The sequence below is a fragment of the Parafrigoribacterium soli genome, assembly GCF_040227235.1.
Lineage (GTDB): Bacteria > Actinomycetota > Actinomycetes > Actinomycetales > Microbacteriaceae > Parafrigoribacterium_A > Parafrigoribacterium_A soli.
On sequence record NZ_JBELNZ010000002.1, the window covers coordinates 355,375 to 371,140 of the forward strand.

13 protein-coding genes are annotated in these 15,766 nt (G+C 66.4%); all 13 read right to left on the bottom strand.

The features are described 5' to 3' along the window. Positions 1–14: 14 nt before the first annotated feature. The gene (ftsZ, locus tag ABUA37_RS05905) at positions 15–1,172 is read right to left on the bottom strand and encodes a cell division protein FtsZ (protein ID WP_349898204.1); all 1,158 of its coding nucleotides are present in this window, start codon (positions 1,170–1,172) and stop codon (positions 15–17) included. A 157-nt stretch (positions 1,173–1,329) separates the two neighbouring features. After that, complete coding sequence (locus ABUA37_RS05910) at positions 1,330–2,367, bottom strand: FtsQ-type POTRA domain-containing protein (protein ID WP_349898205.1); 1,038 nt, start codon at positions 2,365–2,367, stop codon at positions 1,330–1,332. A gap of 10 nt (positions 2,368–2,377) precedes the next feature. Next, positions 2,378–3,787, bottom strand: coding sequence for a UDP-N-acetylmuramate--L-alanine ligase (gene murC, locus ABUA37_RS05915; protein ID WP_349898206.1), 1,410 nt, complete (start codon positions 3,785–3,787; stop codon positions 2,378–2,380). Further along, the gene (locus ABUA37_RS05920; RefSeq protein ID WP_349898207.1) at positions 3,784–4,875 is read right to left on the bottom strand and encodes a UDP-N-acetylglucosamine--N-acetylmuramyl-(pentapeptide) pyrophosphoryl-undecaprenol N-acetylglucosamine transferase; all 1,092 of its coding nucleotides are present in this window, start codon (positions 4,873–4,875) and stop codon (positions 3,784–3,786) included. The genes murC and ABUA37_RS05920 overlap by 4 nt, the downstream gene beginning before the upstream one ends. Next, positions 4,872–6,008, bottom strand: coding sequence for a putative lipid II flippase FtsW (gene ftsW, locus ABUA37_RS05925; protein WP_349898208.1), 1,137 nt, complete (start codon positions 6,006–6,008; stop codon positions 4,872–4,874). The genes ABUA37_RS05920 and ftsW overlap by 4 nt, the downstream gene beginning before the upstream one ends. A 43-nt stretch (positions 6,009–6,051) precedes the next feature. After that, positions 6,052–7,578, bottom strand: a complete 1,527-nt coding sequence (murD, locus tag ABUA37_RS05930; RefSeq protein WP_349898209.1) for a UDP-N-acetylmuramoyl-L-alanine--D-glutamate ligase — start codon at positions 7,576–7,578, stop codon at positions 6,052–6,054. Continuing rightward, the gene (gene mraY, locus ABUA37_RS05935) at positions 7,560–8,660 is read right to left on the bottom strand and encodes a phospho-N-acetylmuramoyl-pentapeptide-transferase (RefSeq protein ID WP_349898210.1); all 1,101 of its coding nucleotides are present in this window, start codon (positions 8,658–8,660) and stop codon (positions 7,560–7,562) included. Before mraY ends, murD begins: the two co-directional genes overlap by 19 nt. Next, a complete protein-coding gene (locus ABUA37_RS05940) occupies positions 8,657–10,063 on the bottom strand; it encodes a UDP-N-acetylmuramoyl-tripeptide--D-alanyl-D-alanine ligase (RefSeq protein WP_349898211.1) in 1,407 nt (468 codons plus the stop codon). Before ABUA37_RS05940 ends, mraY begins: the two co-directional genes overlap by 4 nt. Then, complete coding sequence (locus tag ABUA37_RS05945; protein WP_349898212.1) at positions 10,064–11,602, bottom strand: Mur ligase family protein; 1,539 nt, start codon at positions 11,600–11,602, stop codon at positions 10,064–10,066. Positions 11,603–11,615: 13 nt separating this feature from the next. Continuing rightward, entirely contained in the window at positions 11,616–13,376 is a 1,761-nt protein-coding gene (locus tag ABUA37_RS05950) for a peptidoglycan D,D-transpeptidase FtsI family protein (protein ID WP_349898213.1), read from the bottom strand. Between the two features lie 36 nt (positions 13,377–13,412). Then, positions 13,413–14,024: a hypothetical protein gene (locus tag ABUA37_RS05955; RefSeq protein ID WP_349898214.1), complete on the bottom strand. Its 612-nt coding sequence runs from the start codon at positions 14,022–14,024 to the stop codon at positions 13,413–13,415. Then, positions 14,021–14,974, bottom strand: coding sequence for a 16S rRNA (cytosine(1402)-N(4))-methyltransferase RsmH (gene rsmH / locus ABUA37_RS05960; RefSeq protein WP_349898215.1), 954 nt, complete (start codon positions 14,972–14,974; stop codon positions 14,021–14,023). The genes ABUA37_RS05955 and rsmH overlap by 4 nt, the downstream gene beginning before the upstream one ends. A gap of 101 nt (positions 14,975–15,075) precedes the next feature. After that, entirely contained in the window at positions 15,076–15,507 is a 432-nt protein-coding gene (gene mraZ / locus ABUA37_RS05965) for a division/cell wall cluster transcriptional repressor MraZ (protein WP_349898216.1), read from the bottom strand. Between the last annotated feature and the right edge of the window lie 259 nt (positions 15,508–15,766).

Genomic DNA, 15,766 nt, shown 5'->3' on the forward strand with positions numbered 1-15,766 from the left:
CCGCCGGATTCCCGCTACTTGAGGAAGTCTGGAACGTCCAGATCGTCATCGTCGTCGCCGAAGACGGGATCGCTCTGCGAGGTCGGAAGCTCGGGTTCACCCTGCCAGATCGGCACGGAGCGCACGCCCTCGTCCGTGGGCGTCTCCTCGGTCGCGCGCTCGGATTCAGCGCCCTCTGGAGCATCCACGAAGTTGGAGCGGTGTCCCACCTTCTTCACGACCGGTTCGCCGCCGTCAAAACCGGCGGCGATGACCGTGACGCGTACCTCATCGCCAAGCGTGTCGTCGATGACGGCACCGAAGATGATGTTCGCCTCCGGATGCACGGCCTCCTGAACGAGTCTGGCCGCGTCGTTGATCTCGAAGATTCCGAGGTTCGACCCGCCCTGGATCGAGAGCAGCACGCCGTGCGCACCGTCGATGCTGGCCTCGAGCAGTGGAGATGCCACGGCCAGCTCCGCGGCCTTGATGGCCCGGTCCGCCCCGCGGGAGGATCCGATGCCCATGAGGGCCGATCCGGCACCCTGCATGACGGACTTGACGTCCGCGAAGTCGAGGTTGATGAGGCCAGGCGTCGTGATGAGGTCGGTGATGCCCTGCACGCCGGCGAGAAGTACCTGGTCGGCCGTTGCGAATGCCTCGAGGAAGCTGATGCCACGGTCGCTGATTTCGAGCAGGCGGTCGTTCGGCACGACGATGAGGGTGTCGACCTCGCTCTTGAGCGCGGTGACTCCAACCTCGGCCTGGGCGGCCCTGCGCTTGCCCTCGAAGCCGAACGGCCGCGTCACGACTCCGATGGTCAGCGCGCCGATGGACTTCGCGATGCGCGCCACGACGGGAGCGCCACCGGTGCCTGTTCCGCCGCCCTCGCCGGCGGTGACGAATACCATGTCGGCGCCGGCCAGCGCCTCTTCGATCTCCTCCGCGTGATCCTCGGCGGCACGACGACCGACCTCGGGATCGGCACCCGCACCGAGACCGCGGGTGATCTCGCGACCGACGTCAAGTTTCACGTCCGCGTCGCTCATGAGCAGCGCCTGAGCGTCGGTGTTGATCGCGATGAACTCCACCCCGCGCAGCCCGAGTTCGATCATTCGGTTGACGGCGTTCACGCCGCCGCCTCCGATGCCGACGACCTTGATCACGGCGAGGTAGTTCTGGTTTGATGTCACGTCCGGCCTCCGACGGGGAACATTAAACCTCTGCTAGAGGCTTAAAGTTATGCTCAGTATAGCTTTACTGATTCGAAGCTAAGCGCGAGGCGACCGTGGTGCGGTCAAGATAGCCAGCGTGTCGGAAACTGCCGCGACATCCGTCGAAGCAGCACGCTTATCCGGTGCGGACGACGGCGTTGTTCGGAGCCGAGACGTCGTATTCGACGACGGTGTTCGGGTCCTGGTGCGCGATCAGATCGGCGAGGACCCTGCCCTTCATCGCGGATCGATCCGCGCTCCCCCACACCACGCGCTGGCCCACCCCATCGAGCACGAGTGTGACATCGTCGTTCGTGCGCGCGGTGACCATGCCGACCCGCTTCGCTACCGAATCGGGCAGGGCGAGCAGCACCGCGACCGCGGCCTTGAACGCCGTCGAATCGCCCTTGAGCGAGCCGGAATCGATGATCGGCAAGCCCTGCGGGCGCTCGGTCGAGTGGGAGATCGTGACCCCCGCCGCGTCAACCACGGTGTAGCCAGAGGGCGATTCGAGCACGCCGATGGGTGAACGCTCGAGGATGTGCACGATGAGCGTGTTCGGTGGAACGGCTTCGGTCACGTAGCTGCGGATCAGTGGAAACTTCGCGAGGTCCGTTTTGATCTCGGCGAAATCGAGGAGGGCGAGCGGTGTGCCGAGCTGGTCCTTGAGCGAGGCACGGATATCGGCCGCGCTCACTCGCGAGGCCCCTTCGATCCTGATGGTCTTCAGCGCGAGCAGCGGCGAGTACACCGCGATGGCAACCAGTGCGCACAGCACGAAAATGGCGCCACCCGCGGTGAGCCAGGCCAGGCGGCGATGACGGCTGCGACGGGTGAAGCGGCGCACTTCGCTGCGTTCGTAGCGGCGCCTTATTCGCGCGGCCTTCCTCGCCTCGGCAGCGGCGCGTCGCGCGGTGGTGGAGTCTCGAGCCTCGCCGTTTCGCGCTCGCGACGTCTTCGTCGCCTTGGGCGCTGCTGCGGCCTCTGATGCTGGTGCGGCCTGCGACGTGGTTGCGACCTTGGGCGCGCGCGCGGTGGTGGACGATTTCCGAGATGCGGACTTCTTCCTCGTCTGCTTCTCGCTCTTCCCGCGGGCACCGCGCGAGTCCGACTCACCGGTGGGCGGCACCTGCGGTTGCGGCGGGCGGGGATCGAATCCTTCCGGTCTCTTCATCTCGTGCCCGCTACCCCTCCGTGCTGCCCGCGGCGCGTTCCAGCGCCGAGATCAGCTGAGGGATGAGCTGGTAGACATCGCCCCCGCCCATCGGAATGACGAAGTCGCCGGGGCGCACTATCGAGGCTGCATAGTCGACCGCACGCTGCCAGTCGTCCATGTAGGTGACCCTGCTCGGATCGCTGAATCGTGCGCTGATCAGTTCACCCGTGACGCCGGGTTCCGGCTCCTCGCGCGCTCCGTAGATCGGAACGATGATCGTGTGGTCCGCGAGGCTTTCGAAGGTGTCGGCGAACTCGGCGGCGAGCATCCGGGTTCTGCTGTACAGGTGCGGCTGGAAGATCGGGATGAGCCTGCCCGCACCCACGACGTCGCGCGCGCCCGAGAGTGCGGCCCTGACCTCGGTGGGGTGATGGGCGAAATCGTCGAAGACCTTGACGCCGGAGACTTCACCGCGAAGCTCGAATCGGCGCTCCGTGCCTTCAAAGGCGGCGATCGCGTCGAGCGCCACCCTGGGCTCGAATCCAAGGCCGACGAGCACACCGAACGCACCCGCCGCGTTGGTGGCGTTGTGCAGGCCCGCGACCCTGAGACTCGCGTGATAGTCGACACCGCGCCAGGCCAGATCGAACTCGATCGTCTCGGCTGCGTGCACAGAGTGGAGTCGCACGTCTGCCCCGGCCGCCTGGCCGAAGGTCGTTACGGCGTCTGAGCGCAACCTCGACGTGATGCTCACCGAGCGCGGGTCATCGCTCGATATGACGACGCGTTCACTCGCCTTCTCCGCGAAGGCGATGAAGGCGTCTTCGAACGCTTCCTCGGAGCCATAGTGGTCGAGATGGTCCGGGTCGACGTTCGTGACGAGCGCGACGGCAGAATCGTAGAGCAGGAACGAGCCGTCCGACTCGTCGGCCTCCACAACGAAGAGCTCTCCCTTGCCCGGTGCGGCACTGAGGCCGAGCGAGCGGATCACTCCCCCGTTGACAAAGCTCGGGTCTTCGCCGAGCACCCGCAGAGCGGTCACGATCATGGCCGTCGACGTGGTCTTGCCGTGCGCCCCGGCAACGGCGACGAGCCGGCGACCGCCGGTGAGCCAGGCGAGGGCGCGGGCTCGATGCACGATCGGGATGCCGGCCGCGCGGGCCGCGAGGTATTCGGGATTGTCCTCGGCGATGGCACCCGTCACCACGAGCGTGTCGGCGCCGACAACGTGCGCCGCGTCGTGGCCGATTGCGATCGCCACCCCGCGGTCGCGCAATCCCTTGACCGTCGCGGTGTCGCGGATGTCGGAGCCCGTCACCGTATGGCCGGCGGCCTGAAGCATCCGGGCGATGCCGCTCATGCCCGCACCACCGATGCCGACGAAGTGCACGGAGCCCGGATTGTCGGGCATGACCTGGGAGAAGTCGGACTTGATCATCGTTGCCAATGTACCCGGCTCGCGAGGGCATCCCCGACGAGGTCCACGGTGCGGTCTGCGCCGTCGAGGACGCCGATTGACATGGCCCGTGCGCTCATCTCGGCAAGCCCGGCACGATCGTCGAGAATCGGAACCAGGTGCTCGACGATCCACGAGGGGGTGAACCCCGCGTTCTCGATCATGTGTGCCGCGCCAGCGCGCACGGCCTCCGCCGCGTTCAACCGCTGCTCGCCGTTCCCGAAGGCGAGCGGCACGTAGACGGCCGGCACGCCGAGCGCGGTGAGTTCGCTGACGGTGGCGGATCCCGCGCGAGAGACGGCGAGGTCCGTCGCGGCAAAGGCGAGGTCCATGCGGTCGCAATAGGCGAGCAGCAGGTAGTGCGGGAGCTCGATCTCGCGCCGCTCGAAGCGCTCCCCCGCGATGTGCAGAATCTGCCAACCCGCGCCGATGATCGCGGGCGCACCCTCCAAAACCGTCTCGTTGAGATGCTGCGCGCCCTGTGATCCACCTGTCACGAGCAGTACCGGCCTCGAGCCATCCAGTCCAAAGAAGGCGAGGGCTTCGGCTCGCAGCGCGCGGCGATCGAGTCGCTCGATCTCGCGCCGCAGAGGCATGCCGACGAAGCGCGCGTGCGGCAGCCTGGTCCCGCGGAACGCGACACCGACGAACCTGCTCAGCCGGCTCCCGAGCCGGTTGGCGATGCCCGGCTTGGCGTTCGCCTCGTGAATCGCCATGGGCACGCGCTCACGCTTCGCCGCGACGTAGGCGGGCGCGGAGACATAGCCACCGAACCCGACGACCACGTCGATCTCCAGCTCGCGAATGATTCCGCGAATGAGCGCGACCGAGCGCGCGAACGCACTGGGAAAGCGCAGCGCGCCGCGATTCGGCCGGCGCGGAAACGGAACCTTGGGAACCACGACGAGTTCGTAGCCGCGCGCCGGGACGAGCCTGGACTCGAGCCCTTCCTGCGTTCCGAGAACCCGGATGACCGCGTCCGGGTCGCGCTCGACGATGCGGTCGGCCACGGCGAGCAGCGGGTTGACGTGACCGGCGGTTCCCCCGCCAGCCAGCAGGTACCGGGTCATCGCTGTCGACCGAGCTCATCCGCCGGATGCCTCGCGAACGAGAGCACGATACCGATGGCGAACAGGGTGGTGACGAGGGCAGAGCCTCCGGCAGAGATCAATGGTAACGGCACACCCAGCACCGGCAGAACGCCGAGCACCACGGCGATGTTGACGAAGGCCTGGCCGATGATCCAGACCATCACCGCGCTCACCACGAGCTTGGCAAACGGGTCGGGGTTAGCGCGAATGATGCGGACGAACGAGATTGCGATGACGATGAAGAGGAGGAGCACGACGATGGCGCCGAGAAGGCCGAGCTCCTCGCCGATGATGGCGAAGATGAAGTCATTGTCGGCCTCCGGGAGCCACGACCACTTCGCTTTCGAATTGCCGAGCCCGACTCCGAAGACTCCGCCGGAGGCGAGTGCCCACCAGCCGTGTACGGTCTGCCAGCAGCTGCCGGAGTAGTCATCATTCGACGCGCATCCGCTCGCGAAGGCCTGCCAGCGTTCCTGCCGCGAACTGGTGCCGAAGGCGAAGAAGAGTCCGGCCAGGCCGACCACCAGCACGGGGACGGCCAGGAAGCGCAGCCTCACGCCGGCGAAGAAGACGCTGCCGAGCACGATCGAACTGAGGATGATCACGGTGCCCAGGTCGCCGCCGAGCAGCACCAGTCCGACGGCGGTTCCGGCGACCGGCACGAGTGGCATGACGAGCTCGCGCCAGTCCTCGAGCACGTCCTGCTTCCTCGACAGGATCAGGGCGAGCCACAGCACGAGGGCCACCTTGGCGACCTCGGAGGGCTGCGCATTGAACCAGCCGATGGAGATCCAGTTTTTGTTTCCACCGTGCTCGACGCCGAGCGGGGTCGCCACCACGAGGAATTGCAGGGCGATGGCGGCGATCATCGCCACGCCCGCCCACCTCTTCCAAAACGCCGCGCGCATCCGGGCGGCGATCAGCATGAGCGGAACACCGAGCACGGCGAACAGGCCCTGGCGTGCGAAGCCGCTGAAGAAGTCGTCGCTCGCCTTGAAGGATTCGACCGACGACGAGGAGAGCACCATCACGAGACCGAAGACGACGAGGAAGAGCGTCGCACCGAGCAGCAGGAAGTAGTTTCTCGTTTCGGTCGCGAAGATCCTGCGCACCGCGACAACCGCGGCCGGAGCCCGCGAGGGTCTTGGCTCGGGTTCAGGTGCCGGATTGCGGGGAGCGCGAGGAAGGCTGGTCGTCATCCGACTGATCTCCCAACAAATCGTGCACTGCAGCGGTGAACCTATTACCCCGATCGGCATAGTTGCTGAACTGGTCCATTGACGCGGCCGCCGGAGCGAGCAGCACTACATCCCCGCTCTGCGCGACCGCGGCCGACAGCCTTACGGCCGCTGGCATTACCCCTTTAGTGTCGGTCGTGGCGACCTCGAACACCGGGAGTTGTGGCGCGTGTCGCGCGAAAGCCTCCAGCAGGGATTCGCGGTCCTCGCCGATGAGGATGGCCGCGCGCAGCCGCGAGACCTGCGCCGATACCAGTGCGTCGACATCCACGCCTTTGAACAAGCCCCCCACGATCCACACGATGCTCTCGAATGAGCGCAGTGCCGCGGCTGCGGCGTGCGGATTGGTGGCCTTCGAATCGTTGTACCAGCGCACGCCCTCCGCGACCGCGACGAGCTCGGTGCGGTGGTGGTCAAGCCTGAAGTCCGCGAGAGCCGAGCGGATGACGCCGGGCTCAACACCGTACGAACGAGCCAGGGCGGATGCCGCAAGCACGTTCGCGACCATGTGCGAGGAGCCGAGACCCGCGCTCGCCAGTTCGGCGACCGTGGACACCTCCAGGGCGGAGTGATGACGATCGGGCAGGAAGGCCCGGTCGACCAGGATCCCGTCGACGATGCCGAGATCGCTGGGTCCGGGCACCCCGAGTGTGAACCCGATCGCCCTACAGCCCTCGACGACGTCTGCCTCCTCGACCATGGCGATGGTTGCGGCATCCTGTTCGTTGAAGACGCAGGCGTGCTTGGTCGCCGTGTAGACCTTCGCCTTCGCCGCTCGATACGCCTCGGCCGAACCGTGCCAGTCGAGATGGTCATCGGCCAGATTGAGGCACGCGCTCGAATGCGCGGAGATGCTGTCGGCGTAGTGCAGCTGGAAGCTCGAGAGTTCGACCACCAGGGCGTCGAAGCCGGCCGGGTAGCGGATCGCATCGAGCACCGGCACGCCGACATTGCCGCAGGCGATCACCCGCTGGCCGGCCGCAGCGAGCATCGCGGTGACGAGCTGCACAGTGGTCGTCTTGCCATTGGTTCCGGTGACCGTGATCCATTCGGCAGGCTCACCGGTCTTGTCGCGCAGTCGCCAGGCCAGTTCCACATCGCCCCAGACGGGCACGCCTCGAGTGGCGGCCCAGTCGACCATCGGATGGGACGGGCGGAATCCGGGTGACACGACGAGCAGCTCCGGTTCGAACGCTTCGAGAGCCTCGGCCGTCGTCGTCTCCATCAGAGGAACACCGATCACCTCGAGCAACTGGGCGGTCTTCTCGTCCGCGGTGTCGGCGAAGACCTGACAGCGGGACCCGAGCTCGGCGAGAGTATCCGCGACGGCGAATCCCGTGACCCCGAGGCCGAGGACCGCCACGCGCAGCCCGGTCCAGTCGTCGTACCAACTACTGAGGCCGGCTACCTCGACGGAACTCTTCATCAGGAGTGCAGCACCCATTCGATATAGAAGATGCCCACAGCCGCCGCGACGAAGAGGCCGGAGATGATCCAGAAACGCACGACGATCGTGACCTCTGGCCATCCCTTCATTTCGAAGTGATGGTGCAGCGGACTAGCCCGCCAGATGCGCTTGCCCTTGGTGGCCTTGAAGTACAGGCGCTGCACGATGACCTGGCCGGTCACGACCAGGAACAGGCCGCCGATCAGGACCAGGAGCAGTTCGGTGCGAGACAGGATCGCGAGTGCCGCAAGCGCTCCGCCGAGGCCGAAGGAACCCGTGTCGCCCATCGTGATCTGAGCTGGCGAGGTATTCCACCAGAGGAAGCCGATGACCGCGCCGACGATTGCGGCCGCGATGACCGCGAGTTCCAGCGGCCTGGACACGTCGTAGCACTTCGCCTGGTCGGCTACGGGGAGGATGCCAAAGCAGGATTGCTTGTTCTGCCAGAAGCAGATGACCACGTAGGAGCCGATGGCCAGGATGGATGAGCCTCCAGCGAGACCATCGAGACCGTCGGCGAGATTGACCGCATTCGAGACGGAGGTCGTGATCAGGATGATCCACGCGATGATGATCACGAGTCCGATGCCTGCGCCGAAAGCGGCGACCGGATTGAGCCCGGGGATGTCGCGCACGAACGAGATCGCGGTGGAGGCCGCAGTTTGGTCGTGAGCATCGCGATGGTTCAGCGCGATCACCGAGAAGATGATCGCCACGATCGTGCTGCCGACGATCTTGTACGGCCCGCGAAGGCCGAGGCTGTTCTTCCTGCGCACCTTGAGGAAATCGTCGATGAATCCGACGAATCCGAGGCCCACCATCATCAGGATGACGAGGAGCGCAGACATCGACGGTTGCTCTCGAGCGACGAGCTTGCCGAGGAAGTAGCCGATCACGGACGCGGAGATGAAAATGACGCCGCCCATCGACGGCGTACCGCGCTTGACGACGTGGGTCGTCGGCGTGTCAGCGCGAATGAACTGGCCGAGGTTGAGCCTTCGAAATGCCCTCGCAAATAGCGGGGTGAGCAGCAGTGTGAAGATCATCGAGACCGCGGCCGCGACGAGGAGGGCGATCATGCCTCGACACCTCCCAGGCGGTCACCGAGGAATCTCAACTCGGCCGATTTCGAGGATTTCACGAGCACGATGTCGCCCTCGCGCAATTCGTCACGCAGAAGATCGTATGCCTCATCCGCATCAGCAACGAGCACCGACTCCCCGTCCCACGAACCCTCGAGGCCCGCCGCGTTGTGGATGTGTCTGGCGGCGTGACCCACGACGACGAGCTTCTGGATGTTGAGCCGGACGACCAATCTGCCGATGCGGTCGTGCTCCTCGTCGGAGACCTCCCCTAGCTCGGCCATCTCGCCGAGAACCGCGACGGAGCGCTGCGAGGGTTCGACCACCTGGGCGAGAGTCTTGAGCGCCGCCGCGGTCGAATCGGGACTCGCGTTGTACGCGTCGTTGATGATCGTGATCCCGCCGCCCGGATGCAGGAGTTCCATCCGCCAGCGCTCGGCCCGCGCCACGGATTCGATGGCTCGCACGGCCGAATCGACGGGGACGCCGAGCTCGCGCACCGCGGCGATCGTCGCCAGAGCGTTCATCACGTGGTGTTCGCCGAGGATGCGAAGCGTCACCTGCCGATGCTCGCTGCCGCTGTGGAGCGTGAAGGTCGTGCCGCTCGCGGTGGCCACCAGGTCTTCCGCCCGCGGGTCGGCGCGCTCGTCGAGTCCGAACCACACGACGCGAGCCGCCGTGAGAGACTCCATGGCGGCGACGCGGCCGTCGTCGGCATTGAGAATGGCGACGGCGGATGACGGCAGTCCGGTGACCATTTCGGCCTTCGCCGCCTGGGTGGCTTCGAGTGTGCGGAACACCCCGGCGTGTGCGAGCCCGACCTTGAGCACGATGGCGACATCCGGCTTGGCGATCGCGGCGAGATTGCCCACCTCGCCGGGCCCACCCGCCCCCATCTCCACGACGAGATAGCGCGTCTGCCCGTTGATCTGGAGCATCGAGAGCGGTGCGCCGACCTGGTTGTTGTACGAGCCCTGCGGAGCCACCGTCGGCCCCTCGGCCTCGAGCACGGCCTTCAGGAGATTCTTCGTGGTGGTCTTACCGTTCGAGCCGGTCACGCCCACGACTCGGAGGTGACCGTCCGCTCGCACGCGGGTGACGACCTCCTTCGCCAGCGCGCCGAGCGCCACGACGCCGTCGGTGACGACGATCTGCGGCACAGCGAGGTCCAGGGGACGCTCCACGACGAGCAGCGAGGCGCCCGCGGTCACCGCCTTCTCGGCGAAGAGGTGGCCGTCGGTGGTCTCACCGCGCAGGGCGAAGAAAATCGAGCCGCCGACGACGAGTCGCGAGTCGGTCTGCACGCTTCCCGAAACGGCGTCGGAGGCCGAGGCACTATCGCGGAGTTCGAGCGCGCCGTCTACGGCGGCCGCAATCTCCGCCAGGGTGAGAGTGATCACCTATACCCAGCCAGCTTCACGGAGGGCATCGCGGGCCTCGGCTCGAGCCGAATAGGGCGTGCGCTCGCCGCGGATGTCGCGATAGTCCTGGTGCCCGGGGCCTGCCCAGAGAATCGAGTCACCCTCCGCGGCCAACGAGACGGCGTGGCGGATGGCACTCTCGGGAGGGCTGACCTCATAGAGCTTGGCCTGGTGCTCGGCCAGTCCCGCTCCCTCGACGAGGGTCGCCCTGATCGATGCCGGGTCCTCGAATCGAGGGTGGTGGTCGGTGATGACGAGGATGTCCGAGCCTTCCGAGGCGACGCGCGCCATATCGTGCCGCTTGGTCGCGTCACGGTCGCCGTCGGCGCCGAAGACCATGATGACCTTGCCGCTCGTGACCTTGCGCACGGCGGCGAGGGTGTTGAGGAATGCATCCGGGCTGTGTCCGAAGTCCACGTAGACGGACGGTCCGGTCTGACCGCTCACCAGTTCGGTCCTGCCCGGCAGGTAGGCCTCGATGCCGTCGCCGATGGCCTGGCCGACGGCCTCGAGTTCGAAGCCGGCCTCGACCAGCATCACAATCGCGAGGCCAGCGTTGGAGGCCATGTGCCATCCGATCAGCGGAACCCGACTGGCGAGCGAGCGGCCCTCGGGCCCGGTGAGACGGAACTCCGTGTATGCGGCCCGCTCGTCGAGAATCTCGACGGTCCACTCGGCCTCGGTACCGGCGATCGCCGAGACCGTGGTCACCGGGATGCGCGAGCCCTCGACGACCCGATGGCCCCAGGGCGAGTCGAGGGACACGACGCCGCGCTTGCCGTGCTCGGGAGTGAAGAACGACAGCTTGGACTCGAAGTAGTGCTCCATGTCGGAGTAATCATCGAGGTGGTCATGGCTGAGGTTCGTGAAGGCCACGACGTCGAAGGCGATGCCATCCACTCGGTTGCTGCTGAGCGCCTGTGCGCTCACCTCCACCGCGACCGCGCGCACCTCGCTCTCCCGCATCCTGGCGAGCAGCGCGTGCAGTTCGCTCGCCTCGGGCGTGGTGAGGCGGCTGACGACGGTGAGGTCTCCGATGTGGCGCTCGGCGGTCGAGCTGAGGCCGGTCACGAGACCGAGCTGCTTGAGGATCGCCTCGAGGAGATAGGCGACCGAGGTCTTGCCGTTTGTGCCCGTGACACCGAGCAGCAGCGGCGGATGATCGTTGGTCTGGTACACCCAGGCCGAGACATCTCCGAGAGCGGATCGCGGCGAATCGACGATGAGCGTCGGGAGGCCCGAGTCCGCTGCGAGCTCGGCGCCGGCGGCATCCGTCAGCACCGCCACGGCACCCGCCTCGGCCGCTGCGGAGGCGAAGCTCGCGCCGTGGCTGTGCGCACCCTGGATACCCACATACAGGTCGCCCGGCTCCACCTCGCTGCTGCGCAGGGTCACGCCCGTGACCTCTACTCCGTCGAGCGAGCCTGTGTGGTCCAGTCCGAATTCAGCGACGAGCGCCGAGAGCGGCCTTGCTAACGGATGCTCCGGCCTGAGAACCGGGGGGATCCGAGCGGTCAAGTCATCCTCTTTCTCACCAGGTGGCCGGCGGACTCGTCGAAGGAGTCGTAGACGGTGGAACTCGGTAGTACTTGAGCACCTGGGTCATGATCTTATGGAAGGTCGGCGCAGCGGCAGCCGATGACTTCATGATAGCTGGCTTGGTATAGGTCACGAGTACGACGTACTGCGGGTTCTCGGCCGGCGCGATGCCCGCGAGCGACACGATTCGGTCTCGCGTGTAGCCGACTCCATTGGGTCCGGCGACCTCGGCAGTTCCACTCTTTGCGGCCACACGATAGCCGGGGATCCGCAGCACCGGACCGAGTTCACCGCCCGTGACGACGCTCTCGAGCATGTTCACGACCGTCTTCGACGATGCCTCCGAGATCACCCGGGTGCCCGCGGTCGGTGGTAGGTCGGTCACGGTGCCGTCGGGCTTCGTGCACCCCTCGACGAGTGTCAACGGGAGCCTGACTCCGCCGTTGGCGAGAGCCTGATATGCGCCCGCGAGCTGCACCGCGGTCACCGCGACGCCTTGGCCGTAGAGCATGTCGTACTTCTTCTGGTCGTCCCAGTTCTTCAACGGTGGAATGCCGCGGCCCTGTTCGCCCTGGAACCCGACGGCGGTCTCCTGGCCGAGACCGAACTTCTGCATGTAGTCGTATCGTTGCTGCTCGGGTACCCGGATGCCGATCATCGAGATGCCCACGTTGGAGGACTGCTGCAGCACTCCCGTCAGGGTCAGGCGTTCTGTCGGATGACCGGTGGCGTCGTGGATCCTGCTGCCCTCCGGCGTCGTCCACACTGCGGGAACCGTCGCCGGCGTGCCGGGGTTGGCGAGGCCCGAGTCGATGAGCATTGAGGCGCTCAGCGCCTTCATCGTGGAACCTGGCTCGTAGTATGCCCGGAACGCGAGCGAGCCGTAGTTGGCGGAGGGTGTGCCGTTGACGTTGTTCGGGTCGACGGACGGCCAGTCGGCCAGCGCCATGATGTGCGCGTCCTTGACCCGCACGACGACCGCCGTCGCCGACTGCGCGCCGATGGCCGTGGCCTGCTCACCGATGGCCTGCTGCACGAACCACTGCAGGTCGCTGTCGATCGTGAGCTTGAGGGTGCCGCCGTTGACCGCTTCCTTCGTGGTCACGGTGCTGCCGGGGATGCGCACACCGTCCGCCCCACGCTCGTAGGTGGACGAGCCATCGGTGCTGGCGAGGCACGAGTCCTCGGTCTTCTCGAGGCCCACCTGCGGACCGTCAGTGCCGACAAAGCCGACCAGGTTTCCCGCGACCGCGCCATCCGGATAGGTGCGAGCCGGGTGCTTCTGATCCCAGATGCCCGGGATCGAGAGTTTGCGGACCGCACGAAGCTTCGCCGTGTCGACGCCCTTCGCCACGTAGGCAAAATCGGAGGTGGGGTCCTTCGTGAGCGCCTGATACACGACGTTCTGGTCCTGACCCGTGACCTTGGCGATCTCGCCCGCGGCCTGGAGCACTGTGACGTGCATGGTCTTTCCATCGACCTTGCGATCGAAATCGTGCACATTGCGGGGAGATGCGGTGATGTCGTACCGCAGCACGCTCGCCGCGAGCACCTCTCCGTTGCTGTCGACGATGTTGCCGCGCGCCGCGTAGCTCGTCACGGCGATCGCTCGCTTATTGAAGGAGTCTTTGTTGAGCTGGTCGGCACGCACGACCTGGATGTCGACCAGCCGCACCACGAAGACCCCGACGATGGCGAAGGTCAGCAGCAGGGCGATGGCGAGTCGCCTCCTATTGGTCGCTGGTTTCCTCACGGTCTCATTCCTTCTGGCGAGCGGCCGAATGGCCGACTAGTGCGTGACGGGCGAAGGCAATTCCCCCGCGTTCGACGCTACAGAGCCGTTCGTCGCTGTGCTGTCAGGCGCGCCAGTACTCGTCGTCGTGGTCGCCGTCGTGGTGCTCGTGGCCGCGGTTGTCTGATCCGGCGGCAGTGTGGGAAGCAGGGAATTGGCGATGAGCACACCGTTGGTGCCGATCACCGCGGCGTCCGCAGCCTTCATCGCGGTCGGGGTGCCGATGACGGCGCCATCGGAGAGCCGAAGGTAGACCGCGGGTGCGGTGCTCATGACCATGCCGAGCGCCTCGGCCCGCGCGGAAAGGTTCTGGGGCGACTTGAGCACATCCAGCTGTTCCGTGTAGGTCTGGGCGTCACGAGCGAGTTCCGTCTGCGTCGACTGCAGCGCGGTGATCTGGTACGCGCCGTCGGAGAGGAGGATGCTGAGCAGCAGCTGAGCCATGAGGATCAGGAACAGGCCCACGACAGTGACGAGGGCGTAGACGGTGCGCGGCCTGGCCTTGCGCTGCGACCTGCTCGAGACGATCTCGACGTGGCGCACTCGCTCGGGCGATTCGACCGGAATGCGGGGGGAACGCTCCGGGAGCGAGTAAGCCAAATTCGTCATGCCGCTCTCCGTACTCGTTCCGCCGCGCGCAGACGCACGGGCGTGGCCCTGGGGTTTTCTGCCTTTTCCTCGTCGCTCGCGAGCTCGGCGCCGCGAACGAGAAGTTTCAGTTCCGGCCGATGCTCCGGCAGCTCGACGGGAAGCCCGCGCGGGGCCGTCGAGGAGGATGCCGCGGCCAGCGCGTGCTTGACGATGCGGTCCTCGAGCGACTGGTACGCGAGCACGACGATGCGTCCGCCGACCTCGAGCGCGTCGATGGCCTCGGGAATGGCACGCTCGAGCACCGACAGTTCCTGGTTGACCTCGATGCGCAGTGCCTGGAACACGCGCTTCGCCGGATGACCGGTCCGCTGCACCGCCGCCGGCGTCGCCGCCGTGATGATGTCGACGAGCTGGGCCGAGCGCACGAGCGGTGTCGAGGCGCGACCCTCCACGATCCTGCGTGCGTAGCGAGGCGCGAGCTTCTCCTCGCCGTATTCGTAGAAGATGCGGCGCAGCTCGGCCTCGCTGTACTCGGCGAGCACGCGCTCGGCGGTGAGGTCTGAGGTCGAATCCATGCGCATGTCGAGCGGCGCGTCCTGCGAGTAGGAGAACCCGCGCTCGGTGCGATCCAGTTGCAGCGAGGAGACGCCGAGGTCGAAGAGGATGCCGGAGACCTCGGCTATGCCGAGCGAATCGAGCGATTCGGCGAAGTGGTCGTACACCGTGTGCACGAGATGGACGCGATCGCCAAAGGGGGCCAGTCGTTCACGGGCTATGGCGATCGCGTCTGTGTCCCGATCCAGTCCCACGAGGACGAGGTCGGGAAAGCGGGTGAGGAATGCCTCGGAGTGACCGCCCATGCCGAGGGTCGCATCCACGAGCACGGCGCCGGGGCGCTCGAGTGCTGGAGCGAGCAGCTCGACCGAGCGGCCGAGCTTGACGGGGGTGTGTATCGGGTTGTCGACCATGGCTACCGGAGCAGCTCCTGGCCCCTGATCCCCATCCGATCCGACCTGCCACCGGGGAAGTGTGGCAGGGCGCTGAGCGGCTGGGAGTCAGAAGCAAGGCGCTAGAAGAGTCCGGGGATCACCTCCTCGGCAGTGTCTGCAAAGCCGGCTTCCTGCTCGGCGTAGTACGTCTCCCAGGCCTTGGTGTCCCAGATCTCGGCCCGGTTACCGACGCCGATGACGGTGAGTTCGCGGTCGAGACCTGCGTAGGCGCGCAGCCCCGCGGGCAGTGTGACCCGGTGCTGCGCATCCGGGGTCTCGGCGGTGGCGCCCGAAAGGAAGAGGCGCAGGAAGTCGCGGCCCTCTTTGCTGGTGATCGATGCCTGGCGGATGCGCTCGTGCAGGTCTTCGAACTCGCGCGTGCTGAAGACGTACAGGCAGTGCTCCTGGCCGCGGGTGACGACAAGGCCGGACTCGAGTTCGCCCCAGAACTTCGCCGGCAGGATGATGCGGCCCTTGTCGTCGAGCTTGGGTGCGTAGGTGCCAAGAAACACTGCCGATCACCCCCCACTCTCCGGCCTGGATTCAGGTGACCTCCACTTTACTCCACTCCCCACCACAAGACAACGGATTTGGCCCGAATTGGGGGTAGGCGCACAGGAAGAGCCCCGCAACTAAGGGGAAGTAGCGGGTGGAGGGAAATGGGGCTAAAAGCGCCGAAATCGCCCGTGAGCGGGCAAAGAAAAAGGACCGGCCGGGAGGCCGATCCTGAATTCCCGTTGGTGGCTGCAGCGGAGTTGCTACCGACCGCCG

What these genes read in the sequence shown, in the direction of transcription:
- rsmH (WP_349898215.1), bottom strand. Translation starts at nt 14,974, where the DNA reads ATGGTCGACAACCCGATACACACCCCCGTCAAGCTCGGCCGCTCGGTC.
- ABUA37_RS05910 (WP_349898205.1), bottom strand. Translation starts at nt 2,367, where the DNA reads ATGAAGAGACCGGAAGGATTCGATCCCCGCCCGCCGCAACCGCAGGTG.
- ABUA37_RS05920 (WP_349898207.1), bottom strand. Translation starts at nt 4,875, where the DNA reads ATGACCCGGTACCTGCTGGCTGGCGGGGGAACCGCCGGTCACGTCAAC.
- mraY (WP_349898210.1), bottom strand. Translation starts at nt 8,660, where the DNA reads ATGATCGCCCTCCTCGTCGCGGCCGCGGTCTCGATGATCTTCACACTG.
- murC (WP_349898206.1), bottom strand. Translation starts at nt 3,787, where the DNA reads ATGATCAAGTCCGACTTCTCCCAGGTCATGCCCGACAATCCGGGCTCC.
- murD (WP_349898209.1), bottom strand. Translation starts at nt 7,578, where the DNA reads ATGGGTGCTGCACTCCTGATGAAGAGTTCCGTCGAGGTAGCCGGCCTC.
- ABUA37_RS05955 (WP_349898214.1), bottom strand. Translation starts at nt 14,024, where the DNA reads ATGACGAATTTGGCTTACTCGCTCCCGGAGCGTTCCCCCCGCATTCCG.